Source organism: Paenalicyclobacillus ferrooxydans, from assembly GCF_001399675.1.
GTDB classification, from domain to species: domain Bacteria; phylum Bacillota; class Bacilli; order Alicyclobacillales; family Alicyclobacillaceae; genus Alicyclobacillus_B; species Alicyclobacillus_B ferrooxydans.
The window spans coordinates 1-24,027 of record NZ_LJCO01000075.1; the positions used below are offsets into that span (position 1 = coordinate 1).

Annotated in this window: 32 protein-coding genes and 2 pseudogenes; 24 read left to right on the forward strand and 10 right to left on the reverse strand. The window is 46.8% G+C overall.

The features are described from left to right. Positions 1–126: 126 nt before the first annotated feature. A pseudogene (locus AN477_RS23870) lies at positions 127–348 on the forward strand (HIT family protein); the annotation flags it as partial. Positions 349–759: 411 nt separating this feature from the next. Here the strand turns inward: AN477_RS23870 and AN477_RS16925 are convergent. Further along, a complete protein-coding gene (locus tag AN477_RS16925) occupies positions 760–1,482 on the reverse strand; it encodes a hypothetical protein (RefSeq protein WP_054970359.1) in 723 nt (240 codons plus the stop codon). A 301-nt stretch (positions 1,483–1,783) separates the two neighbouring features. Between AN477_RS16925 and AN477_RS25520 the strand changes: the two are divergent. The 3 genes and pseudogenes from AN477_RS25520 to AN477_RS24650 form a co-directional block, all read left to right on the forward strand. Beyond that, positions 1,784–1,882, forward strand: a pseudogene (locus AN477_RS25520) (GNAT family N-acetyltransferase); the annotation flags it as partial. 34 nt (positions 1,883–1,916) lie between these two features. Then, positions 1,917–2,585: a Dph6-related ATP pyrophosphatase gene (locus tag AN477_RS16930; RefSeq protein WP_054970360.1), complete on the forward strand. Its 669-nt coding sequence runs from the start codon at positions 1,917–1,919 to the stop codon at positions 2,583–2,585. Positions 2,586–2,886: 301 nt separating this feature from the next. Further along, positions 2,887–3,033 carry a hypothetical protein gene (locus AN477_RS24650; protein WP_157062028.1) on the forward strand — a complete coding sequence of 49 codons (147 nt, stop codon included), beginning with the start codon at positions 2,887–2,889 and terminating at the stop codon, positions 3,031–3,033. 101 nt (positions 3,034–3,134) lie between these two features. On the opposite strand, the gene AN477_RS16940 is transcribed toward AN477_RS24650, so the two are convergent. Continuing rightward, entirely contained in the window at positions 3,135–3,878 is a 744-nt protein-coding gene (locus AN477_RS16940; RefSeq protein WP_054970362.1) for an SDR family NAD(P)-dependent oxidoreductase, read from the reverse strand. Between the two features lie 437 nt (positions 3,879–4,315). Between AN477_RS16940 and AN477_RS16945 the strand changes: the two genes are divergently transcribed. From AN477_RS16945 to AN477_RS16970, 7 genes are all read left to right on the forward strand, one after another. After that, positions 4,316–4,885, forward strand: a complete 570-nt coding sequence (locus tag AN477_RS16945) for a hypothetical protein (RefSeq protein ID WP_054970363.1) — start codon at positions 4,316–4,318, stop codon at positions 4,883–4,885. 334 nt (positions 4,886–5,219) lie between these two features. Then, positions 5,220–5,804: a nucleotidyltransferase family protein gene (locus AN477_RS16950; protein ID WP_054970364.1), complete on the forward strand. Its 585-nt coding sequence runs from the start codon at positions 5,220–5,222 to the stop codon at positions 5,802–5,804. Positions 5,805–5,880: 76 nt separating this feature from the next. Beyond that, positions 5,881–6,054 (forward strand): YciI family protein, encoded by a 174-nt coding sequence (locus tag AN477_RS25925; RefSeq protein ID WP_425388198.1) that lies wholly within the window; start codon positions 5,881–5,883, stop codon positions 6,052–6,054. Positions 6,055–6,094: 40 nt separating this feature from the next. Next, the gene (locus AN477_RS16955; protein WP_054970365.1) at positions 6,095–6,349 is read left to right on the forward strand and encodes a hypothetical protein; all 255 of its coding nucleotides are present in this window, start codon (positions 6,095–6,097) and stop codon (positions 6,347–6,349) included. A 321-nt stretch (positions 6,350–6,670) separates the two neighbouring features. Continuing rightward, positions 6,671–7,573 (forward strand): aldo/keto reductase, encoded by a 903-nt coding sequence (locus tag AN477_RS16960; protein WP_054970366.1) that lies wholly within the window; start codon positions 6,671–6,673, stop codon positions 7,571–7,573. 162 nt (positions 7,574–7,735) lie between these two features. Beyond that, positions 7,736–8,620, forward strand: coding sequence for a hypothetical protein (locus AN477_RS16965; protein WP_054970367.1), 885 nt, complete (start codon positions 7,736–7,738; stop codon positions 8,618–8,620). 105 nt (positions 8,621–8,725) lie between these two features. Next, positions 8,726–9,184, forward strand: coding sequence for an NUDIX hydrolase (locus AN477_RS16970; RefSeq protein WP_054970368.1), 459 nt, complete (start codon positions 8,726–8,728; stop codon positions 9,182–9,184). Here AN477_RS16970 and AN477_RS16975 read toward each other — a convergent pair. Further along, a complete protein-coding gene (locus tag AN477_RS16975; RefSeq protein WP_054970369.1) occupies positions 9,167–9,415 on the reverse strand; it encodes a hypothetical protein in 249 nt (82 codons plus the stop codon). The two genes, AN477_RS16970 and AN477_RS16975, sit on opposite strands and share 18 nt — an antisense overlap. Before the next feature lie 347 nt (positions 9,416–9,762). Here AN477_RS16975 and asnB point away from each other — a divergent pair, with 347 nt between their 5' ends. Continuing rightward, on the forward strand, positions 9,763–11,337 hold the full coding sequence (gene asnB, locus AN477_RS16980; protein ID WP_083486388.1) for an asparagine synthase B: 1,575 nt from the start codon (positions 9,763–9,765) through the stop codon (positions 11,335–11,337). 279 nt (positions 11,338–11,616) lie between these two features. Continuing rightward, positions 11,617–11,772: a hypothetical protein gene (locus tag AN477_RS25290; protein ID WP_211266027.1), complete on the forward strand. Its 156-nt coding sequence runs from the start codon at positions 11,617–11,619 to the stop codon at positions 11,770–11,772. Positions 11,773–12,243: 471 nt separating this feature from the next. On the opposite strand, the gene AN477_RS25095 is transcribed toward AN477_RS25290, so the two are convergent. Then, positions 12,244–12,657, reverse strand: a complete 414-nt coding sequence (locus AN477_RS25095) for a hypothetical protein (protein WP_169787918.1) — start codon at positions 12,655–12,657, stop codon at positions 12,244–12,246. Between the two features lie 393 nt (positions 12,658–13,050). Here AN477_RS25095 and AN477_RS16995 point away from each other — a divergent pair, with 393 nt between their 5' ends. The 4 genes from AN477_RS16995 (at position 13,051) to AN477_RS17015 (ending at position 16,130) form a co-directional block, all read left to right on the forward strand. Next, positions 13,051–13,908: a DUF3888 domain-containing protein gene (locus tag AN477_RS16995; RefSeq protein ID WP_245631872.1), complete on the forward strand. Its 858-nt coding sequence runs from the start codon at positions 13,051–13,053 to the stop codon at positions 13,906–13,908. 48 nt (positions 13,909–13,956) lie between these two features. After that, positions 13,957–14,343 carry a hypothetical protein gene (locus AN477_RS17000; protein WP_054970373.1) on the forward strand — a complete coding sequence of 129 codons (387 nt, stop codon included), beginning with the start codon at positions 13,957–13,959 and terminating at the stop codon, positions 14,341–14,343. A gap of 285 nt (positions 14,344–14,628) precedes the next feature. Then, positions 14,629–14,952, forward strand: a complete 324-nt coding sequence (locus AN477_RS17005; protein WP_054970374.1) for a hypothetical protein — start codon at positions 14,629–14,631, stop codon at positions 14,950–14,952. Between the two features lie 896 nt (positions 14,953–15,848). After that, positions 15,849–16,130: a hypothetical protein gene (locus AN477_RS17015; protein ID WP_054970376.1), complete on the forward strand. Its 282-nt coding sequence runs from the start codon at positions 15,849–15,851 to the stop codon at positions 16,128–16,130. Between the two features lie 281 nt (positions 16,131–16,411). Here AN477_RS17015 and AN477_RS25715 read toward each other — a convergent pair whose 3' ends face one another. The 4 genes from AN477_RS25715 to AN477_RS17030 all read right to left on the reverse strand — a co-directional run bounded on the left by AN477_RS25715 (position 16,412) and on the right by AN477_RS17030 (position 17,759). Then, positions 16,412–16,540 (reverse strand): hypothetical protein, encoded by a 129-nt coding sequence (locus AN477_RS25715; RefSeq protein ID WP_281176371.1) that lies wholly within the window; start codon positions 16,538–16,540, stop codon positions 16,412–16,414. A 51-nt stretch (positions 16,541–16,591) separates the two neighbouring features. Next, the gene (locus tag AN477_RS17020; protein WP_054970377.1) at positions 16,592–16,798 is read right to left on the reverse strand and encodes a hypothetical protein; all 207 of its coding nucleotides are present in this window, start codon (positions 16,796–16,798) and stop codon (positions 16,592–16,594) included. Beyond that, positions 16,795–17,043, reverse strand: a complete 249-nt coding sequence (locus tag AN477_RS17025) for a hypothetical protein (protein ID WP_054970378.1) — start codon at positions 17,041–17,043, stop codon at positions 16,795–16,797. The genes AN477_RS17020 and AN477_RS17025 overlap by 4 nt, the downstream gene beginning before the upstream one ends. A gap of 245 nt (positions 17,044–17,288) precedes the next feature. Then, positions 17,289–17,759, reverse strand: coding sequence for a UPF0158 family protein (locus AN477_RS17030; RefSeq protein WP_054970379.1), 471 nt, complete (start codon positions 17,757–17,759; stop codon positions 17,289–17,291). Positions 17,760–17,859: 100 nt separating this feature from the next. Between AN477_RS17030 and AN477_RS17035 the strand changes: the two genes are divergently transcribed. Further along, positions 17,860–18,702, forward strand: a complete 843-nt coding sequence (locus tag AN477_RS17035; RefSeq protein ID WP_054970380.1) for a tyrosine-type recombinase/integrase — start codon at positions 17,860–17,862, stop codon at positions 18,700–18,702. A 242-nt stretch (positions 18,703–18,944) separates the two neighbouring features. Here AN477_RS17035 and AN477_RS17040 read toward each other — a convergent pair whose 3' ends face one another. Together AN477_RS17040 and AN477_RS17045 are read right to left on the reverse strand one after the other, a co-directional pair. Next, positions 18,945–19,340 (reverse strand): type II toxin-antitoxin system death-on-curing family toxin, encoded by a 396-nt coding sequence (locus AN477_RS17040; protein ID WP_054970381.1) that lies wholly within the window; start codon positions 19,338–19,340, stop codon positions 18,945–18,947. Continuing rightward, complete coding sequence (locus tag AN477_RS17045) at positions 19,337–19,576, reverse strand: AbrB/MazE/SpoVT family DNA-binding domain-containing protein (RefSeq protein ID WP_054970382.1); 240 nt, start codon at positions 19,574–19,576, stop codon at positions 19,337–19,339. Before AN477_RS17045 ends, AN477_RS17040 begins: the two co-directional genes overlap by 4 nt. A gap of 203 nt (positions 19,577–19,779) precedes the next feature. On the opposite strand from AN477_RS17045, the gene AN477_RS17050 reads away from it, so the two are divergent. The 6 genes from AN477_RS17050 (at position 19,780) to AN477_RS17075 (ending at position 23,974) form a co-directional block, all read left to right on the forward strand. Continuing rightward, on the forward strand, positions 19,780–20,196 hold the full coding sequence (locus tag AN477_RS17050; RefSeq protein ID WP_054970383.1) for a hypothetical protein: 417 nt from the start codon (positions 19,780–19,782) through the stop codon (positions 20,194–20,196). Between the two features lie 147 nt (positions 20,197–20,343). Beyond that, positions 20,344–20,955: a histidine phosphatase family protein gene (locus tag AN477_RS17055; RefSeq protein ID WP_054970384.1), complete on the forward strand. Its 612-nt coding sequence runs from the start codon at positions 20,344–20,346 to the stop codon at positions 20,953–20,955. A gap of 160 nt (positions 20,956–21,115) precedes the next feature. Continuing rightward, positions 21,116–22,060, forward strand: coding sequence for a glycoside hydrolase family 113 protein (locus AN477_RS17060; RefSeq protein WP_157062031.1), 945 nt, complete (start codon positions 21,116–21,118; stop codon positions 22,058–22,060). Positions 22,061–22,280: 220 nt separating this feature from the next. Next, entirely contained in the window at positions 22,281–22,544 is a 264-nt protein-coding gene (locus AN477_RS17065; protein ID WP_245631869.1) for a hypothetical protein, read from the forward strand. Further along, positions 22,541–22,930 carry a retropepsin-like aspartic protease gene (locus AN477_RS17070; protein ID WP_054970386.1) on the forward strand — a complete coding sequence of 130 codons (390 nt, stop codon included), beginning with the start codon at positions 22,541–22,543 and terminating at the stop codon, positions 22,928–22,930. Before AN477_RS17065 ends, AN477_RS17070 begins: the two co-directional genes overlap by 4 nt. 165 nt (positions 22,931–23,095) lie before the next feature. Beyond that, positions 23,096–23,974 (forward strand): aminoglycoside phosphotransferase family protein, encoded by an 879-nt coding sequence (locus AN477_RS17075; protein WP_054970387.1) that lies wholly within the window; start codon positions 23,096–23,098, stop codon positions 23,972–23,974. The last annotated feature ends 53 nt before the right edge of the window (positions 23,975–24,027 follow it).

Genomic DNA, 24,027 nt, shown 5'->3' on the forward strand with positions numbered 1-24,027 from the left:
GGTTGTTCCTTTTCGTGGATTTGGACAGTACTACCTGTTCTCCATGATAAGGAACTTTTTATTTGTTCACAGAGTTAAAACACCGAATCATATGAACATTATGAATAACATTAATGCAACGCTAGTGAGTGGATTGGCATTTATGAGCTGCTACATTCGGCGAAAGCCTATATAGATGAATGTTTTAGCCCTGATGGCTACACCTTAGGTTGGAATGTCGGATTAGTATCAAATCAGACAATTCCTCATGCCCATTTCCACGTTGTTCCGAGATATGCTGATGAACCGTATGCAGGCAAGGGACTGCGCAACTGGCTTAAACAGGAGGACAACCGGAGAAAGTGTTGAGCGGTTGGTTCTTGTGGAATGAAGTATTTGATAGTTTTTTGAGATGAGTTATTCGGGACTTTGAAGGTTGTCCCACTAAGGAAGTTCTTCGAGAGATGCAACATTATCTTTCACGAGCACGCCCCGCCTCCCATCACTTCATGGTATTTGAGGAACTGAAGTGTGCATAGTCAGCCCTTACTGAAAAGAGGATGCTGATTCAGGGCAGCAGAACCCTCTGTGAGGCGACGGGGGCGATAACTACACCAGATCCCAACTCAGAGTGTATAAATATAATGAAAACGCGGGAATGTCCGAATCCGACCCCCGCGTTTTCTTCTGTTTGCAGTTGCCGAATACAATAATGACTCTTTACTATCCAACTTGCTCGGGCAGCGACAGAGGTTATTTACTATGCTCCTACTTGGAAAACTATTTGGATGTAGTGATCGAAACCGAACCGTTATTCTGGAACCAATTTGTTTTGTTAAATAGGTTTTGGACCTTCGTGTTTACCTGTGTGTCAAGTTTTTGAGTAACGGTAGATTGTAAGGTACTTGGTGAAACACCCTGTGCAGTTGCAATTTGAGTGATGGACTTGCCGCTCTTTAATTGGGTGACCAGCTCTGTCCGGGTCATATGAAGTTGAGTGGCCACGTAATGTAGGACGTTCATGGTGGCTTTGAACTTCATCGGCTTCTGAATAAGATGTTTGTTTTCCATAAACTTAGGCAACCGAGCATCTAGATTTTTAACCAATTTTGCTTCACGAGTAGCCGTCATGTGACCGTTGGTTACAAGTCCTTGTAAGTCACTCTGAATCATCGTCTGTATATCGTTTTGCAACGATGATTGTTGAACGTCTGAACTCATCGCCACATCGTCCAGAGATTTTCCTGACGACAGATCTTGAACCAATTGTGCCTTCTTGATGTGTAAATCACTAGCGACTTGGTCTGCATTTTTCAGTAATACACGTTGTAACCAGTTTGGATGGTACTTCGTATGGTTTGTCGATGGTGTTGCCACTGACTGCGTGGAACTTGGACTACTGGTACTAGCAAATGCCGGGATTACACCCATCAAGATTCCCCCCGCCACCAATCCTGTTACGCCGGTACAGACAATCGCCAGCTTAGCCTTCCTCATGGTCATACGAAAACACTCCCTCGTTTTGAGATTTTCGAACAGGCACCCTGTGCCTACTCTAAGCATGTCAGGACATTATCGAAATTGTATTGAAACAGGCAGCGTTCTGCCGTCACGGTACTGGGGAAGGGAAACAAAGAGCGAGAGGTCTACTTAGGAGCAAGGTCATGTATTTGACTACAACGCCACCTCCAGTAGACATCGGTGGGATGAGGCGGTGTTTATCAACAACTCCTCATCGCTCTCGTGGTAAAATATGAACGATCATGCACGTCTTTCCGCCAACAGTCTTATCGTAGATGAGGGCATAACGGCTGAGACGGATCATGATGCGATTGCATTCTATCGTAGATACGGATTCGAAATACAGTCTCTTGGTGAGAAATATCCTGGTGTTGAGCGATAGACCAAGTGATTCTGGATGACAGGGAGGCAATGAGATGAAACAGCCGATTGTCATGTCATATAGCGGAGGAAAAGATAGCTCGTTAGCTCTCTTTAAACTCCTCAAGAACCCTGATTGGGAGGTGAAACGGCTTCTGACAACTGCAAACTCCACGTACAATCGGTCTTCCATGCACGGAGTTCGGACAGAACTATTCCAACAGCAGGCCGAATCAATTGGTTTGCCATTGGACGTTATTTGGTTAACCCCCGAGGACGGTGGAGATGGTTATCAACGAAAAATGAAGAAAGCACTAGAGAATTATAAAGCGAACGGCTTAAACCATATCGCCTTTGGAGATCTGTATTTGGAAGACGTTCGTGCGTATCGTGAGACGATGAATGACATGATTGGACTGCACTCTCTATTTCCGGTGTGGGGCATTCCGACACAGGAGTTCGCTAAGCAATTTATTCAATTGGGATTTAAAGCTATCGTGGTTTGTGTGGATACCACGCAACTAGACGCGTCTTTTTGTGGCAGGGAGTTTAACCAAGTGTTCCTTGACGACCTGCCAAATGGAGTTGATTGGTGTGCTGAAAAGGGGGAGTTTCACACCTTTTGTTACGATGGTCCGATTTTTTCAAAGTCAATCCTATTTGAAAAGGGAGATCAGATTTTACGGGAGAATCGTTTTCAATACATTGATTTGTTACCAATTTAAATACTGAAGAGCACGAACTCAGTTCCCACTACGTTCGTACCAAGTCTGTAGGGGATATTCTCGACTGTTTATGGCTGGTTACGTCGAGGTGGCTAAGCATGAATATTGATGGCATCAATTTCGAAAAAAACGGTAAAGTCGCTACGATAACGTTGAATATACCAGAAACCAGAAATGCGCTAACTTTATCTATCATTGAGAACATGGATAAAAAGGAAAATAGAGTTTTGATCGGAAGGCCCATATTGGGAGAAGCGGATGTTCTTCTCCCTGGGGGCATTAACATGCAGAGTCTAGCAATATGCCTCCGCATAATCGGGCAGATTATCAAATTCCAGAATCCATCGATCCGAAGTTCACGTCGTTCGACCAAGTTGACGAGATCATTCATCACTATGGGTATGAGGCCGCCAAGAGCAACTTCGACTCCTCTACCACAGCAAGTTAAAGTACCTGATGGTATCCGAATACCCTTACCACGCCTTGAGATTCTCGCTAAGTGGCTAAAGTTACTCGTCGAAGTCGTATCACTGACAGAGCTTGATGTTTCTAGTTTCTCAGCTGAACCTCATAATCTGTGACAATCTTTCCATTGTATTGAATAATTTGGCCATTTTGATTCTTGTCAGATAGGATAATGTCAGTACTCATCTGGCCAGCGGATTCGGGAGATTTGACGAAGCCGCCGTGCGCACCAGCCTCCATGCCGTTCAAGTCGGTTGCGACAGCGCCAGGCATGATGCCGAAAATCTGGCGGTGGCTGCCCATTTTTTCAAACTCGTAAGCGTACGTCAGGGTCATCACGTTGAGTGCTGCTTTGCTCGTGATGTAGGCGAGTGGGTGCCAAAAGTCGGTCGGCGAAATCGGAACTGTGATGTTAATGATTTTCGCGTTGTCTGTCAAAACTGACAGCAAATTTTTTATGAGTTCGTGTGTGCCGAGAAAATTCGTCTCCATCGTCGTGCGCAAATCGTCAGTTGTATAGTCAAATGTGTGTTTTGTGAGGTCAAGCGCCGCGCGCCCAGGCTTGGGACTATCAGGAATTCCAGCATTATTGACCAACATATCGAGCGAATCGATCATTTTACCCGCTGTGTGCAAGCTATCGAAATTATTCAAATCAATCTTGATGAACGTCGCTGATATGCCTTCTGCGGCAAGTTTTTCGACTGCTTTCTGCCCACGAGCTTCATCACGCGCTCCAACGAGAATGTCATAGCCACGCTTTCCGAGATTTCGAGCGATTTCAAACCCGATTCCCTTGTTTGCCTCAGTTACTAGTGCTTTTTTCATGTTAATTATTGTTCCTTTCCTTTGGATGATTTGTGTAGCGCGCTATTGTTTTCGTCGATCCTCTTTAAAGAGTCTGTCATCAAAGAAATCTCATCTAATACCTTGTCCTTGTGATCCCTCATGATTTTAAGTCGCAAATCAACGGTACTCGATTAGTGGCAGAAAGCCTTGTTTTTCATAATAGCGTAAGTTTAAGTCAACAAAAAGTTACAAGACAAGCATTTTTAACTCTGAGCCATTCTAAACACTGACTGTCAGTGAATTAGTGATTGAGACGAGGAAGATTGACCATCCTTGCTCAGTTAACGGCGCAGATTAACGCACTTGCGGTTCGCCCCCCTCCTCAGTTGAAAGAAACATTCCAAGGGGTTAAGTGTAACGAGAAGTTGTCTCATTCCGTCTACGTTTCGTGACCATCATGAGGAGGCATTTTCGAAATGAAAGGTTATAAAAAATGGGTAACAGCGGGCGTGGCACTATATATTGCGGGAGTTCTTACAGGATGTGGTAATGCCAACGATACAACCGGTGGAATGACACCAACGAACGTGACTAACCAAACAGCAATAAATACTTCGACAGGGATTACAGCCAATACCACGACAAATGCCGCAACGAATACATCAACAGGCCCTCAAGCAGCGACCAACATATCAGATTCGTCACCTGCTAATCAACCAGGTGCGATTATAGGCAACACTCAAATCATTCATCTGGTTTCGCCGATTCCAAATCAAACGGTGCAGGCAGGTTCCAAAATCATGGTCTCAGGTACAGTCGCCAAGGGCTTTGGACATCAAACACTCCAAGTCCAATTGTTATCTGGAAACGTTAGACCCTCAAAGATTATCCAAATCAAAAAATTCCAAGTGGGTAGCGATGGTAAATTTAGTGGGCAATTTGGAATTCCCAATAACCTACCGTCGAGTGGAACAAAAATGCAAGTGGTATTTGAACTTCTAATGAAGGGCGGTCCCGAGGTTTCAACAACACTAATAGCCAAATAACGGTGATTGACGTTGGCGCGCCGGATTCCCCTATAACAGTGAGGCAAGAAAAGAACTGCCTGCAATCTGTCTAGTGAAGGTAGGGGTGGTTCCTTTCATGTCATTCTCCGCTTCTGTCGCTATCGGGTGCGAATGTCTGAGAAGGAGTCGGACAGTCGACGAAAGTGGCAAAGGTTCTCCGCACTTTCTTCTCTGATCTGGAGATGACCCATATCTCATTACTCCTTTCCACAAGAGTCTTGTCGCACATCAGGGCAGTTTTAACCCAAGAACAGACATGCATCCTTCACTCTGTTACAATCAGAACAAATGTTCGTGTGAAGGGGGTATGCAAGTGCTGATTTCAACTGAGAAGGACGTATTGCACTTAATTAAAGATGACCAGCTGGTGATGACTGTCATCAGGGCGGCTAAAACTTTGGGATTACCAGATTGGTGGATTTGTGCCGGCTTTGTTAGGTCGAAAGTTTGGGACACACTCCAAGGCTTTACTTCTCGAACTGAGGTTCCAGACGTTGATGTCATTTATTTCAATCCTGAAAGTGTAAATGAAAGCGAAGAGAAGCAATACGAAGCGAAACTGAGAAACATTGTCCCTGTTGTTCCTTGGTCGGTAAAAAACGAGGCAAGGATGCATTTAGTTAACGACATCCCCCCATATTCATCCGCTGTTGATGCCATTTCCAAATTCCCAGAGACTGTTACATCGCTTGGTGTGAAACTGAACGATGACGATGAACTAGTCTTAATTGCCCCACACGGAGTTGAGGACCTATTTAACTTTCACGTTAGACCAACTCCATACTTTGAAGAGACGATTGAACGTGCGCAGATTTATGAAACACGTTTATTGAAGAAAAATTGGGGTGCCACGTGGGATAAAGTTTCAGTGACTCATACGACACTCCTCTTGCGTTAACGAAGACGAGAAGAACAGCTAACTGCAGTTATAGTATAAAATAAATTAAAATATTTGGAACAGAAAAAGAGCGGGAATTCGTGGGTGTTTTCAGGTCGTTACAGACGGATTATTTACTGAAGTCCACGAATTGATTGCTGGATATGGGTTCATAGATGTAAAGTCTCGCGAGGAAGCCATCGATTGGGCGATGCGTGCGCCAGAATTGTTGTACAGCGGATCAACTGTTAAGAGAATACAGAGGGTGTGAGGTACATATTCTGCCAAAATATTATTATGAGGGGGACCACATGAGCGCGCATGTCGGAGATGTCGTGTTTCCCATTTTGGTCATTGGTCAACTCATTTGGGATTGGCGCCGCAAAACGTTCCGTGGAGTTGTTCAGCAGGTCCTCGGTGCGTTATGTGTTGGAACAATACTCAACGCGATTGTGAATCCGAGAGGCTACACCTTGAACAGGGTCGAAGTTATTATCGCTGTTTATAGCGTATTGGCGCTCCTATTTTACTGGTGGGCATGGAGGCGCCGACACGGGCGTGAGTGAATATGCACAAACACATGTCAGTGGCTTGTGGAGCTCTTGCGCAGTTTAGCTGATTAACTTCATATAAGATGACAGTTCTCTCGCATTGGTAAGGTCTGGTTCTACGTCAATATTGTCCTTGCCAACCACGATTGACGCTGCTACGGACGACAACAATGTGGATTTTCCAGGGACCCAAGGGGCCTATCGCCATCGGGGCCACCTAAAGAACAGTAAGGTGATGGATTGCACCAGAACCTCGTAGAACATACGATAAACTTTGAAGTAGATACTGCGTAAGTACCAAGTGCAGAAGTGACCAAGGCGAATGGAGGGAAGATGATGGAGCCACGACAGTTAGGAAGGACAACACTGCAGGTTTTTCCGGTAGGACTCGGTTGCATGTCTTTTCCAGATGAGCGGACAGCGAGGGAACTGGTTCAACTGGCCCTGGATGCCGGTGTCAATTTTTTTGATACCGCTGACTTGTACGGACAGGGAACGAACGAATTGTGGCTTGGCAATGCATTGAAAGGCCGGCGCAGTAAAGCCGTGGTCGCTACAAAAGTAGGCAACCGCTTTGAGCCAGGCAAACCCGGTTGGTCATGGGGACCATCCAGGGAATACATTCTGCGTGCAGCGGAAGACAGTCTACGCCGGTTGCAGACCGATTATATCGACCTTTATCAGTTGCATGGAGGGACGCTCGAGGATCCGATAGACGATATCATTGAGGCTTTCGAACTTTTGCAAGAAAAGGGGTATATTCGAGCCTATGGGATTTCTTCCATTCGTCCGAATGTCGTTCGCGAATACGCCAGGAAATCCAGAATTGCAACGCTGATGAGTCAATACGGGTTACTGGACAGGAGACCTGAAGAAGAGGTTCTCGATCTCGTTCACGATGCCAGCATTTCTGTCATTGCGCGGGGACCCCTGGCGAGGGGATGGCTTACTGCGCAAGGTCGCACGGACGGAACGGGGTTTCTCGACTACAATGCCAACGAATTGCCGGGATTGCGAGTTCAATTGACGGAATTAGCCGGCGGTGCAGACAAACTCACTCAGCTTGCGCTGCGCTATAGCCTCGACCACCCTGCCGTGGCCGTAGCCATTCCGGGCTCTAGCTCAAAAAAGCAACTCATGGAGACGCTGCACAGCTGGTCAGATGCACCCTTGCGGGAAGAGGAGCTTGCCCAACTGCAGGTACTACTAAAGCAACAGCGATATGAGCAGCATCGATAAGGATTTCAAGGGAGCTATCTGCCCTCATGCTCCTGCCTCCACGGACTCGGATACATTTCCAATTTCGGGAGAACTGGAGGAGAAGGTCATTGCATTTTTACGGGACGGTAACCAGCATGTAATTGGGGGTATTGTGCAGAGCTGACAAAGGAGAGTCGTGACGTGAATGAAGAATTGGCCATCCTATGCGAGCAAGATCAGGTGGATTTAAAAAGCCAAGCGTCTTGGCGTATTAAACGAGATAGAGACCGTCGGATTCGCGTTTTGGAGATCTTTCATGAGGGTGGACTCTCTGAAGCTGCCGATTACAGCATGGCCGCTCTGATATTTCAGCACGGGGAAACATTGAAAGATTGGTGGACGGCTTATGAATTTGCCAAAAAGGCTGTTGAACTGGGCACTGAACGGGAGAGGTGGCTCGGAGCTGCAGCTTATGACAGGTGGTTATTAGGGCAAGGGGAGCCAATCCGATATGGTACACAACTGGTCAACTTTGGTGGAGTCTACCGACTTCCTAAAATTGATGGGAAGTGCACTAATGAGGACCGCGTGCTATGGGGGCTAGCTTCTGAAACGGATCAGTTTGCTATGAAAGACATCGTGGGCATGCCTCCCATGAGAATCTCCAACACGTTGACTGCTGATAACTTAACCATAAAGGTTATATGCATCGATAGAACATTGGTGTTTGGAGATGTGTTTGGTGCCCAACTAAGAGAGCACTCTGAGTTGGATTTGAATTTGAGTGCCCATGAACTCGGGACAGTCCACCAAAACAAACATGGTTGGCGATGGATAAATGACGACAGTGGCAAGATGGAGGTTTGGTGGTTACCCATGCCGATAATGCCTGAGCTAGGCCATTGCATTGTGAGCTCCGCCGGGACGACCATGGAGGTTACCAGAAAAAACGATCATTCGACAATTTGGGTCATCACGGACGGTATGGTAACGGGGTATTGTAAGTCCCAAGAGCAAGTTTGGGCTGTTTCAGGTACGTCTCGAAATCGCGTGCAGTTGGTGCTCGATATGTTGTCATCTGGGTGAGCTTCAAGTGCAGTAACGCCGAAGTGTCACTATTATGCAGAACTGTGCAATATCTTCATTGATGCACAGGCAGATAGACAATACGTTGTTGTGTCGGAGGAATGTATGGCTGATTACATCATGGACCTTAGAAAAGCCGTCGGGTCAAGACCCTTAATTGTACCAGGCTCAGTAGTCATCATTTACGATGATAAACGAAGGGTGCTATTACACCGAAGAAGCGACAATGGATGCTGGGGCTTTCCAGGAGGGGTTATGGAAATTGGGGAAAGCTTTGAGGATACTGCTCGTCGTGAAGCTTTTGAAGAAACGGGGCTGTCAGTGGGTAAACTGACGCTCTTGGGGCTCTTATCAGGCAAGGATACATTCTATGAGTATCCAAATGGACATCAAGTTTATGACGCGACAGCCGTATATGCAACTTCGGATGTTACTGGCGTTTTTCAGGCGGTCGGAAGCGAGAGCTTAGATATTAACTATTTTGATTTAGGTGATCTACCACAGAACATCAGCCCACCAGACGAAGCGATATTTCACAAATTTGTTCTACATGTTGATGAGTGATACTTGAATAATCGGGGAACTGAGTTGTTGTGGTGCCTCCTTCATCTTAGTCAAATTTCTGTCGGTCACTTGCTCCAGATACGGAATTCGCTTGAAACGCCAGTCTTCCACTTGCTTCTTCGTGATCCGCTCCATTTTAACCAGGAGATCAACTGGGCTAACGTAACCTTTTTCGTCTACCAGTTGCCCTGCGCAGGACCATATCCGCTTAGGCATGTCTTGTTTGCTCAAGTTGAGATACCTCGCATGTTTTTGTATTCAGTCGATGTGTTCATGAACACAGGTGAATCAGAGCGTTAAGAAGAAGTACATATGCTGACATAGATTCTGTTTTTCTCTATTGATGTTGTGCTGTCGTAGGATAGCGTTCACGCCTGAGATTTTCTCTCGCCCAGATTTCGAGCATACGTGACCATCGGGGCGCGATTCCACGAAGCCGCCGGAAGGCTCTCATCCACGCCGACTCACACCGTCTTGCGTTGCCATACACGTCTTTACGCAAATTCGGTTCACACGCTAGTGATGATACCCTAGTTACAGGGGATACCAATTCAACCCTAGAGGAGTCGATTGAATCTATGTGTGGAATCGTTGCTGTCTGTGCGAATGCCGCAGTAGCCGAGTGGCAACAAACAGAACACAAGCAAATGGAACCGAAATATGAGTTGATGTGTAAGCGCATGATGGATAGACTGGCCCACCGCGGACCAGATGACGTTGGTCTCCGTCAGGCAGGTCAGACATGGCTAGGGCATCGCCGTTTATCGATTGTCGACGTGGACGGCGGTCATCAGCCGCTTGCAAATGAAGATCAGACTCGATGGATTGTGGCGAACGGGGAGATATACAATCACCTTGATTTGCGAAAAACCCTGTCTTCTCACACGTTCCGAACGCAATCCGACAACGAAGTTATTCTTCACTTGATTGAGGAAGCAGGACCGTCCGCCATCGTCAGGATGAAAGGTATGTTTACGTTTGTAGTGGCTGATTCGGAAGGGAAGTTGATTGCCGGCCGCGACGCGATTGGCATCAAGCCGCTCTATTGGGCCCGGCAAGGGCAGACGGTCCTGTTCGCGTCTGAAATTAAGTGCTTTGACGAAGCGTGGCGTCCCTTTGTCGAGGAGTTTCCGCCGGGTCATTACTGGACGTCAGACGAAGGACTAGTAGCCTATGCGAAGGTGCCCGCGCCGAAGTCGACACCTTCGCTAGCATGTTCATCAGAGACACCTAGCGAAGCGGTTCTCTCGCGTATCCGCGAAACCCTTACGCGTGCAGTAGAACGTCGAATGATGGCGGATGTGCCGGTCGGCGTGTTCCTTTCAGGTGGACTCGATAGCAGCCTAGTTGCTTCGTTAGCTAGCAGAATCGCTAAGAGAGAAGGACGACAAATCCACTCGTTTGCGGTGGGATTGGAAGACAGTTCAGACCTGGTCGCCGCGCGGAAAGTGGCCGAGTTTTTGGGAACTTGTCATCATGAACGCATGTACACACCCAAGGAGGCTCTTGAGATTGTACCCGACGTGATTGAGATGATGGAGTCGTTTGACCCGAGCCTCGTGCAGAGTGCAGTTGCCAACTATATGCTGGCCGAACTGACGGCGGCGCATGTAAAGGTGGTGTTGACCGGGGAAGGGTCAGATGAGTTATTCGCAGGATATAAATACCATAAGTCGATTGAGTCGCAGGCAGAACTTCATCAAGAGTTGGTCAGGTCGGTGGGCGATTTGCATCACCTGAACCTACAGCGGTGCGATCGAACAACGATGGCACATGGCTTGGAAGCACGTGTACCATTTCTCGATCTCGATTTCATCTCCCTAGCTCTTTCCCTACCGGTCGAATGGAAGTTGCATGGACCCGGGCAGACGGAAAAGTGGATACTGCGGCTTGCGTTTAAGGGCTACCTCCCCAATTCGGTATTATGGCGAGAGAAGGAGCAGTTTAACGAAGGCAGCGGAATGCAGTCTGTGTTGCGTGAGAAAATGGGCGACACCGTACCAGCAGACGAATTTGCAGCGGAGCGCAACGTGCTGACCCCACCTCTCGCCACCCGTGAGGAGATGGCCTACTTCCGGCTGTTTCAAGACCGATTCTGCGGCGTGAAAATCCCGAACGTATCTGGCCGGTCGAACGTCGCGTTTGCTATTTGATGAGTGTTTATAGCCCCAGGGGATACCGTAATCCTCGGGGGCCTTTGCTTTATCTTCGCTGAATTCTCTGTCCCTGTCATGTGCTGAGTGTCACTACTTCACCCGCCACGAGCATGGAGAATTGGAGGGGAGTCTAGCGAGGGACATTGAGAGAAGCTGTTCTCGTTAACGACCTGCCAACGGATCAAGTGGTGATGGGGCAGCTTCGTTCTGATTTGATTTGTTCCTGAATTTCAAAGTCATTCTGTAGCACAGCAAGCCTGGGTGTCTGCTTGCATTATGATGCGTTGGCTGATGGACAGTGCCTCTGTCGCATTCCTGCAGGAAAATGACACAGAGCGCATGGAGCATGTGCACTTCATGCTCGATGCTGGAGGAGACGCTGACTGTATGTCCAGAGAACTTGCTACCCAGTTGTATCAGCAAGTTTCATGAGATAAAAAAACAGCACCCAAAGGGAATGAACGATAAGGTAAATTACAAAAGAAATCTGCAACCCGTAACCGTAATGATAGTGAAATACACCGAGCTGTACTCCGAGCCATTCTGTACCGAGTGACAACAATGTCCAGCTCAGAATATATAATGGGCTCAATTTAAGGTTTAACTTCAGGAAGTCGTATAAGTAAAAGAACAAGTAGCTGAATGGTCCGTACATTAAAAGGGAAAGAAAATCAACAAACTGATAAGTAGATGAATCGCCTATGTCGTAAAAACTTCGGGGTATCGTACCTAGTGTAAGGTCAAAGAAAGCACCGAAACTAATCCCACACAAAAAATATAGGGCTGACAGTTTTCTTGAAAAGCGAGACGGGAGTTTAAAGGTAACGAAAAGTCCTAGAAAAAGCGCAACGATCACAAACCACTCGTTTGCGTTGAATTGATTGTCATACGTTATAATGTTCGTCATACTGCCCCCACGTTCTTCTTGTCCAACCTTGTGTAGAACCACGTACATCCCCATGCAATCGCGATAAATCCGAAATATGTGACCAGTGTGCTTTGCACATGCCACATGAACGGCTTTTGATAGGTGATGATTTTAAGGAAATCAAGAGCCCAATCAAAAACAGTGATCCCAAGCCAGATCAAAATCGTCAATAACCAGCGGGGTTTCCTGGCTCCGGAAGGTTGAAGGAAATTGACAGCCATCATAAGAACGAGTGGTATAGTGATCACTCGAGTTATGATGGTTGCCAACGAAATCTTGGCAGTCCTGGGTATAGTCACAACGTGAATATTAATGTCAAAGACAGTGAATACAATCGTGGACATGACCAAAATCACGGAATACACAAAAATAAAATCTAATAAGTGCAACCTCTTGGGCATCAAAGCAAACAATATGATCGACAGCCATGCGAATACCGAACAAATCAGGAGTTGCATTTCAACATGCCTTTCTGAGATAGTGTTATTCTTGGCTCAGGTAAGTGTATTGGTATTCTTACCCTGCACCTCCCCCATGATACACGCGTTATTTATTCCAATAGTAAGGTATCTTTATTGTTGAAGGTCGGCAACCTCTTGGAATGGCTCATCGCACAATGTGGCCAAAAACCAGTGGAGTCCCTGTTTCAAATTACAAAGCTATGTTAGGTTGTACCTCTTAAGCCCCAAACATCAGGCGTAGAATCTCAGTTGTGTACAGCACGCATTCTTTAGAAAGGGAAACACTAGGGGAAACCGTTCTAAGGGGGTATTCCTTTGCGCGTGCTCGTTCTTTTATCGGCAGTCTTCCTCTCGACGATTCCACTCGGCATCCCCACGACCGTTTCCGCGAAAGCAACCGTTCGTATCCCCATGGTGCCGCCAAACTTTCTGGTTCAGGAGGACAAATCCGCAGCATCCTTAGTCCCTCATTGGGTACATCTCATCAACGAGCGTAAATATGATGAAGCGGCTGCACTGTGGACACCGGATCGGGCGAAGGATGAAAAGTCGCCGCTCTCACTAAAACACCTGCAAAACTACACACATGTAACATTGCTCCAGTACAAAGACGTTACCTCCACATGGGGCGGAATCCCCATGGATTTGAGCCGTTTTTACCAACTCAAAGTGTATATCGCAGTTTTGAATTACGAGGTCAAAGACAAAGAGCTTGCCGGATCGATGGTGGGCAAAAAGATACAGCGGTGTTTTGTCGTGAGACAGACTCAAAACTCTCCTTGGCAACTGTTCATGATGCAGGGATACACTACATTCTCCGCCAATCCCGCATGGCAGTTGGATTTGGAAGGTGTCACGAACAATGGTCGTATATATCGTCCGGCAGGCTCGCCACAAATTCTGCTTGAGGACTTCATCAAACAGGATATCGGATCCACCGTTCAGCAGGCGGTGAATCAGTATTACGGTGTGCCGAGGCGTATCGCATATTGGCAGATGTATATTCTCGATATCACACGGCTGAATGTAGGGTCGTACCGATTTGAAATTACGGTCCGGGTTAACACAAGCAGCGGCTCATTCAACCCGCCATACGGCGTGGAAACGATCACGCTCACCAATGTTACTAAACCTGGCGAGAGACCGTACAAAGTAGTCCGGTATGTACACAACCGGTAACGCTGAAAGAGTGGTAACATTTAGATAATTGGCGGGAGGTGGATGGTTGTGCGCGGACGAGGGTGGGTTATGGTGGGCGTTTTTGGACTCGCTATCATTTTCGGAGTTGTAGGCAGAAATACCTCGCTGTTTGCACCGAACGGCGGAACGTTGCTTCATCGCATTCACTGGATGCGCTATGGATACGACCGCGTCTGGTACCACAATCGGGACTATGTAGGTCCGAGCAAGGAGATGACCTTCGCGCAATTGAACCAATTGTATGGGCAGGGGCAAACCTTTCTTCCGACGGGGGACAAGGTGATTGGTCTTCCGGTGTACGACACGTCTCGTTCTCTTCCGTTTCAAAAACAGCATCAAGTCGTGTCAACGCTACTTTTTCTCAAAAAACCGGATGGTAAATTTATTGTCTATTCCCTTAGTGGGGGACCATGATGTTTTGCCGGTGAGCAGGGGAACGCGCGATTGGCGCGAGATGTTGAACTAACGGGCAGCACACCGTAAGACAATATTCCAAAATGCGGTAAAATGTTAATGCAAGCAACGGAGGTGACTGCAATCTGAATAAATCATTGTTTTACGTCATAGGTGGTCTGTTAATTTGTTCAGTAATTATTAATTTGTTGCAATTACCATACGCAGGAAAACAACAGAAACACGTTAAATGGGGTTATGGTTGATTTCGCTGGACCTCTTGTCACCGCTACGGGAGGTTTCAAATTGAAGACTCCGGAACAGACACGTGTTGGTCAAATCGCACTTCTTTCTCAATCTACGGGTGCTTTAAGCGCAGGACTTCCTACACTTACGAATATGGGGATTCCATACCAATATTCCGTAAATATCTTAGATGCAGAGCAGTCTGCCATTGGTGCTTTGGAAGGCGCATATTCCGCGACCGATCAACAGAAGCTTGCGAAATGGTTAGTTACTGAAAGTACGCTTTTGCGCACCTATGAGACACAAAAAAATCCACCTAATATCCCGCTTTTAAAGCAAATATTCAAAGAGATAAATGATGCCATTCCGATATCGACGTCATAATTATCTGTGCTACTTGGCTGGTGCTATCAGAGGCGGAAGCCGCAGGGGCGCGAATCAATCGTACCGCAAGCGATAGGTTTTGGGGTGGAAGAAGTGGCTGCTTCCTTGACCCTGAGAACAACGCATGGGAAGTAGCATTCAGTCCAAACGCTGTATTCGACGAAAACGGTGCCATGATTGAAATGAACGGGTGATGAACCAACCCTCTTCTTTTGTTCGGGTCTGTTCATGTCATTCCTGCAAGAACTGGATCTGAATAGGTATATATCACCATTCGAATATCGTTTCTTGCGACCAGGTTAATTCAACAGGGACTTTTCGTTTTTTTTTCTTAGTTTGACGTGCCAAAATTTTTGGAGGCTGATGTATTGTTAATCCCTGTTATGCTGCTGGTCATTCTCTGTTTTGATCTATGGTTTCTACGCATAGGAGTATCATCACTGCATCGTGGTATCTTCAAAAGCCCCAGACATATTGCTGCTATGATTCTCATGGTAATTGGCGACGTATTCTGGTTTATTGCTGCTTATCAGCACTTGCGTCCGTATGCAGTAAATGCTGTTTTCGTTATTTCCTTAGCTGGTATCTCTGTTCTTCTACTCGTAGTCGGGGCGGTCATAGTAGTCAGAAGGACATAGGGTAGTCATGAGCAACACTTGATACGAAAACAGTCTAAAACGATGGGGTAAATTCGGTGAATGTTCTGCTAGATGAGGCGGGAGTCACGGAAAGACGTTGCCACGGTTTGAATGAATATACATAGAATGCTATGTATTTATGGAGCGGGCAGGTTTGTTCGGTAAGAAATTGGCTTTCATTTTGGGGAGTAGCTGCAAAAAACTGAGATTCAGATATCGCATATGGTGTAATATGGATAATGACAGGAGGTGAGTTCTGTGACAGCCTTAGTCTCCATGCTGCTCGGAGCGTTCATTCTATTGCTTATAGCACTATATTTTGTTCTGCAGGCTATTTGGGAACTGAGAAAGGGTGAGAATGGTAAAGGATTTATAATCAAAGGAATGATTGGTGTTGGTTTGATTGTCTTGGTGTTGGTATCACCATATTTATATTCTGTTGGTCTTGGACTCAGAGCATTTCACAGTATGACAAGCCCTGGAATTACTCTTCAAGGTAGTAGTAGCAGCTCGACAATACCGCTCAATAACATACCTTAAACGCATGGGAGCAATGTGATGCAAGCATTGACTCGCTTTGCATATGGGGAGGCTCATAGGCAAGACGGGAACTGTGTCACGTCTGCATAAAGATACGCCCTGTTGCCATACACCTGCTGTTGAACCCTTGGGCAGGAGTGTCGAGTAAACGGACACTATGAAACAACCTGTTTCTGTTCGGAATTGGGGCGTGGGTGCGATTGCCGCACCAAATCAGACGAAATAGACTGGTAGAAGCACGGGGAATGGTAGGGACAGCGTGCCCGCCATCTTGCGTGCTCTTATGACTTCGGATATACAATCATCTGGTCAAGGTCAATGACGTATATGCCTGCGGTCAAAATATCGGCACCGAGGAGACCGTTAACGCCAGGATGTGCATCCAGATTCCCAAAATCAAGGTAGTGCATTGATATCGTACAACCTGCGAAATCAAGGCGTTCGATTTTCTTGCGTACTGCCTAATCGTTCCCACCGAGTCCAGCCATCGTAGCGATAATATCATCATTATCAGGAACAAGGTCCAATGGTTCACCAGCGGTTCGGTCAATAAGGGAATGGGCTGCACCTGTGTTCAATATAACATCGCCGACTGTATGAGACTTCCCATTGAATGACAATGTGACGGAAACAAAAAGCAGCCCATGCCGAAAGTCTAGCTTCATCATTGGACGATGCCTCGATATGCAGGCTTTGTGCGAATCAGCATCACAACCTCATCATGTTTGGTGTGATACACAAAGATTTTTCCGTGAGCGTTCATAAGTTCATCCATGGCTTCTTGTCCGTCGTGTAACGGTCGAATGACAGCGACCTCTTCAACATGGAGTTCTCCGTTCACAACCTGGGATTTTTGATTTTCAACCAGAACGAATGTGTCTGGAAACAATTGTCGAACTTCCGACCATCGCATATGGTTGTCCTCCGTTCTCGTCGGTTTTTTCATTGTAACACGGGTCTGTCTACCCCTTGTAAGATAACCGTTCGAAATGGTGTTAAAGAACGCCCAAGCCCACCAATGAGATGTAATTGGCATGGTCAGAAGTTTATGTGGAGGCACGAGTTCGATAATCTAGTAGTTGAGCACGTGGTAAAGTGGTCAACGTCTCGCTTGACGAACACAAACGACAAAGCGAGTTGAAGTCTGCGAACCGACACTCAGCGTTGCTCCGGGGTGATGTGCTGGTCATGCAGCCACTTCGATATCTCCTGTTGGTGTGCTTCGCGCTCAAATCTGAACCAGTTCTCACGATCCTCCGGGAAGTCGAACAAAGCGTCTTTAAATGTGCGGAAGGGTTTTCGCCCATTTAATGCTGTATTCAGACGAGCTTGCAATTCTGTTGATGTGACAGTTTCCACGAACTCGACCATGAGTCCATAGGCATCGCGTGGTGCGATGGTGGGCAGTTCCAGATATCGTTCTTCATCTTCGAGTTCTTCTTTTAAGTCTTCGTCCTTGCATCCAGTCAGGAGTGGGTCGATTCGCATCAAAATTTCCCCAGTGTTCGCGTCAAGATAATGTGAAATTTCGTCGCTATTCATTTCATAAGCATTGCACGACTCATCTAAACTCACGGAAACTTTCAGCGTGAACCAAACCTCCAGAAGCGTAAGCAGTGTTGTCCCCATTATAGATCGACTTGTATTAACAGGGAATGTGAGCAGACTGAACAGCCGACTCTGATAACAGACGTCTCAAACGTCGGATTACCTTGAGGAGGTTGAAAGTATGCGACTATCGGATGCATCAAACATGTTCCTGGAACTGAAGGGACAGGAGGGATTCTCGCCGTACACCATTCATGCCTATCGACTTCAGCACAAACTGTTAATACGGGACATAGGTGACCTCGACGTTACCGAAGTGACGTTGCAACTGCTACGGACCCACCTGAGCCACCACAGTGATCTCAAACCGGCAAGCTTAGGTCACAAAATCCGTGCCATCAAGAGCTTGTTTAACTGGCTTGTGGAGGAGGAATTACTACTACGTAATCCCACACTGAAAGTGAATGAACCGAAACGTGGTAAGCGTGTGCCAAAAGCCCTGACGATTGAAGAACTGGAATTACTTCGCGATTCCTGCCGAAGTTCACTCGAACATGCGTTGGTCGAATTTTCATTTGCGAGCGGGTGTCGTGTCGCGGAGATGCAAAGGCTGAGTCGTGGTGACATTGACTGGCAACGTTCTGCCGTAACTGTACTGGGGAAGGGAAACAAAGAGCGAGAGGTCTACTTTGGAGCGAGGTCACGGATTTGGCTGCAGCGCTACCTGAACGAGAGGCAAGATGATGACCAAGCTCTGTTTGTCACAGCCCGTCGGCCACACAGAATGTCAATTCATCAGATACAGTATATCTTCAAGCGGATTGCAGTTCGGTGTGGTTTGCGAGAGCGGGTCAGTCCGCACAAGATGAGACACACTCTGGCAACCGTGCTCATCAATCAGGGGGCGCCACTTGTGACCGTACAGTCTATATTAGGTCATGAAAAGCCGGAGACGACGCAATTGTACGCAACCCTTAGTGGAGCATCACGACAACAGGCGTATGAGAGGTACTTTGTTCAGTAGACGTCTGTGGGATGAGAAGCTGTTCACCGACACCTTCTCATCCTGCTCGTGGCAAAATATGAGTAGTTATGCACGTCGTTACCATAGGGTCTTCTTGCACATCAGGGCGCAAGAGCTCCATAGCGACTCTAGCTGCGAATAAGGACATTATCTAGCAAGGAGCGCTATATCCTTATCGTGAAACAACAAGAAAATGTGACCATAGGACGTGACGTTGCATTCGCTTCGATCACATTTCTGTTCTATTCTTTGAAGTAGCTGTCGTTGGTGTGACTCAGAAGCCAATCTGCGATGGTCTCAAGAGACAAATGTTCCTCCGCGATGCGAACGACAAAATCCTCAATCTCTCGGTGGACACCGGTAATCGAGATACCGTTTAACTGCAGAAACAAACCCATAGCAGCAAACGCGGTTCGCTTGTTCCCGTCTTGAAATGGGTGGTTGAGAATCAACGAGTGAAGCATGGACGATGCTTTCTCAATTACTGTTGGGTATGCATCGTTTCCGAACACTGTTGCTTGAGGGCGTGCGACAGCCGATTCAAGCCCACCGTTATCTCGTACACCATGCAGTCCCCCGAAGCGATCAATCACTTGAAAATGGATGTAGAGAACTTCCTCGACGGTTAGAAACCTCATCGATCCGCTAGTCCTTTGAGAATATCTCCATATTCGGTTACAAATCGGTCAACCGCCTCATAGAACTTTGGTGTGATGTGAGAAACCGGGGACGTAATTGGGCGCACTACGATTTCCCCTTGTTCGTTACGGGTGACCTCAACGGGTTGCTCTTCCAGATGCATTTCACGAACCCAATCGGCTGGAATCGACACAGCAAAGCTGTTTCCTGCTTTGAACACCTTGCGCACTTCCATCAATGTATCCTCCTTGACACTAAGTTATAACAATTATAACAGACCAGGATTTTGTGCTGGGTTAAGGTCCGCTACATTAAATCCGTTGCGAGGGTGCTTAATTATCCAATAATGGGTGTTTTGATCATCCTCGACTATCGGGCAGGAGTGCGACATATCATCTCTGTTGAATGACTGTATAATAATGGTATGGGGGTGGAGGTTTGAAAAAGAGAGTGTGGATACTGATTGCAATCATAGTTGTTCTTTGTGTTGCATGGTATGTACGAGAATACACGACGACGACCAAAGTGGTGGCTGTGACTCAAAAGTCGTTAAAACTGGCTCTTGAGCAAGGACTTCTAAACGACAAGAGGGTAAGCACTGGTAATTACTATGTGCCAAATCTCCAGGCTATTGATCCAGACCCGATTTACGGGGGGGTTCTGGTTTACGTGAACCAAGGTGATACAGGTCCTATTTTCAAGGTGTCACACATGAATGTTCCAACTCAAATTGGTGACAGCGTACAGGGCAGAGTTGTTGTCCAAATTCCTATCTTTCCATTCGTGATTACGAAAGATATCGCCGTCTTGGTTCCAATGCCACATTACACGACGAGTACACCTGGCGGACAGTAGTAACTCTTGTGTGGGATGAACACTGAATAGTGCTACATGCGACCATTTTTGGATGAATATTTGTTCCTGGTGGTGACTCCGAACTGTCGTTCATATCAAAGGGCAGGAGAGCTTAAGAAGATTCTTGTATTTGGAGGCTTCATCGGAATGGAAATACTTTTAATTCGCCATGGTGAAAGCGAGGCAGATTTACGTAATGTTCATGAAGGCAGAGCTGACTTTCACCTGACAGCTAAAGGGCTAGAGCAAGCTCAACTTTTGGCAAAATGGGTGACGACTAACTACCCACCCGAGTTTATTTGGTCAAGTCCGTTAAGGCGCGCAATTCAAGTCGCAGACGTTCTTTCTTCAACGTTGAGTATTCCACTTCAAACCCATGATGGTCTGATGGAGTGGAACAATGGAGTATTGGCTGGAATGGACCGAGAAGAAGCCTTGAGGTTATATCCTGAACCAGTCGGAGGAAGGAAGCCACACGAAGCCGTTCCATTGGGGGAATCCCCCCTTGAGTTCCGTGGCAGAGTCGAGATCTGTTTCTCTGAACTTATCAGTCAATCCTCTAGCTTCCACAGAATTGCGGTCATATCACATGGAGGGACCATTTCGCATTTAATCGCCTCATTTTTAAGGCTTCCGATGGTGAGCGAGTGTAGATTCGCTACTGGCAACACGGGTTGTCACTTACTTACCCTGAACGGGGCGGAGCGGTCGATTCGCTTCATGAATCGACAGGACCATCTTTTTCCTACTGTTCACTAGTGTGTATGAAAATGCAGCTAAAGGTGCTCATTCGTTTTTGACCTAGCGGGCAGGAAAACGCAAGAAGCCATGAAGGGAAAGGGTTATGACTTTGGAAGTTAGGGGAATAACGTACGACGTTGGGATGCCCGTCATAAAGGGCGGGATGACACGGGAAAGTTTGAGCACAGATACAGTTGATCGAGAGATGCAAACCATTGCGAATGAGCTGAATTGCAATGCCGTGCGGATCACGGGACAGGACCTTGGTAGGCTGAGAATGGCAGCTGATATAGCGGCACGCTATGGGCTGGATGTTTGGCTGTCTCCTTCTTTTCACGATGCCAGTGAGGAAGCAACCTTGAATCAGATTATTGAAACGGCTCGTATGTGCGAAGAGCTACGAGGAAGATATACCAGTCGCTTTGTTTTGGTTATTGGGTGTGAACTTAGCATATTCATGGCTGGATTCATACCAGGAAGTAACGGGTTGGAACGCTTGGCGCTACTGTCCGATCCATCACGGTGGACTGAGGAACTTTTTGCAGTGGGATCGCCCGTTGAACGACTAAACAGTTTTTTGACAAGAACAGCCCAGGAGGTAAAAAAGTGGTTTTCAGGTCCCTTAACGTATGCTGCAGGATTGTGGGAGGACATTGACTGGAGCGCATTTGATTTTGTTGGTATCGACGCTTGTCGTGACGCCGAGAATTCTAGCCATTTTCGAGATCTAATCCGAAAATATAAGAAGTATGGGAAGCCAATTGTAGTAACCGAATTTGGATGTTGCACGTACGTCGGTGCTGATGCACAAGGTAGTATGGGGTGGCTTGTCATAGACCGAGAATCTCAACCTTGGCGTCTCAATAAACCAGTTATCAGGGATGAAGACATCCAAGCGCAGTATCTCACAGATATGCTTGCCTTGTTTGAAGACGAAGGAGTGGAAGGTGCCTTTGTTTTCACATTCGTTAGCCCCAGTTATCCTTCTAGTGTTATTCCTGAACAAGATTTGGATACCGCCAGTTACAGTCTTGTGCGTACGTGGCTTGATTCAGACACATCATGTTGGGAACCCAAAAAGGCGTTTTATGAAGTTGCACGGTATTATGGCGAAGACAGATGATTTATCTTATTGCCATAGGTGGCACGAGCTGCAGGAGATTGTGTAGGGGTTTCTGTATGAATATGCATTTCTATTGACACACCGAAATGTCGCAATCGGGCAGCATTCCTGTATAAAGATTCATTGCCCTGTCCGAAGCTTTACGTCGCTCTCGGGCAGGTTAGCGCCATAAGACGCTCCATTACTTCCGACGAAATGGTACAATAAAAGGGAATGAAAAATGGACGGTGATAGTATGTTGTGGTCGGAGGTTCGTGAACTTTTTCCAAATCAATTCATACTCATGGAAGATATTAAATCATACGTAGTAGATGGAAAGGTGCATGTTGAAGAGGTTGCCGTGATTCGCCCATTGGCTGATGGCACAGAAGCTACGCGCGAACTTCGTGATTGCAAAGATAACAAATTTATTTGTCATACATCGAAACCACAAATCGTGATGCCAATTCGATCAAAGCCCAACTTACGGGGTTTTCATCAATGAATATTGAGCTCCGAGATGGGCTATTATTTGTTTCACTCACACTGACCCACGAGGGCGTCAATGAAACCATTCGAGATATGGTGCTTGATACTGGTGCAGCCCAATCTATTATTGACATGTCTGCGGTCCATTCGATGGACGTTTCATCAAGAAATGAGGACGAATTCGTCTTTATGTCTGGCATAGGCGGTCGGGAATCCGCGTTAAGGAAGCGAATCGATCACATTCAATTCGATTCTTATCACATGGAAAACGCACACTTGGATTTCGCCTATCTCGACGCGCATCCTGGTATTAACGGACTGTTAGGCTCCGACATCCTTGTGTCAGGACGTTTCGTTATTGATTTGAATAAGATGGAGGTCCGTCAAGAGCACGTCAAATAGTTCAACTGAACGCACCAATATAGTCGAGAATTTAGACTGGATTTTTATTATTTTGCATATTCATGCAGGTTGATGAGGTGTTGTCCTGCATCGCTAAAGGGCAGGAATACGACGTAAATCGATGGAATTTAGAAGTTATGACCACCTCGGGAAAGGAGTGATGAAGTGGATATTGATGTTTGGTTAGTGAGTCGATTGATATCACAGCAGTTTCCTGAGTGGGCGGATCTTCCAATTAAACCTGTAGAACTCAGCGGTTGGGACAACAGAACCTTTCGACTTGGTGGCAACATGACGGTTAGGTTGCCTAGTCACGAGGCTTATGAGGCTCAGGTGAAAAAGGAGCAACAGTGGTTGCCTAGGCTTGCGTCCCGACTGCCTGTAGCCATTCCTACTCCTTTAGCTATGGGTACGCCGTCTGACGAGTATCCCTTACATTGGTCAATTTACAGTTGGATTGATGGGGAAAATGCGACTGTCGAACGCATCAGCGACCTGAACCATTTTGCTATTGAGTTATCTCAGTTCCTCAATGCTCTGCAACAAATTGATACTGATGGAGCTCCTTCGTTCGGTGTCCATAATTTCTATCGTGGCGGTCCATTGAACACCTACGATGGGGAAACCCGAAATGCCATTACACACCTGGACGGTATGATTGATACAGCAGAGGCGACTGCGGTGTGGGATTCAGCTCTTCAGGCAGTGTGGAGCGAATTCCCCGTATGGGTTCACGGAGACATGTATCCAACTAACCTGTTAGTTAAAGATGGGCGGTTAAGTGCGGTAATTGATTTTGGATGCTCGGCTGTAGGAGATCCAGCTTGTGATTTAACGATTGCATGGACGTTTTTCTTCGGACAAAGCCGAGAAACTTTTCGATCTCATCTTCAGCTTGATGATAAAACATGGGCGAGAGCTCGTGGGTGGGCATTGTGGAAAGCCTTAATTACGATCACAAACCCATCGGATGCCCCATCGGGGCGAGTGAAAGAATCTCGTCGTGTGATTCGAGATGTAATTTCCGAGCATAAGCAACTGTGATTGGAAGCAGCCATTTCTGCTCCATCTTGCGCATAAGGGGGCAACAACTGAAC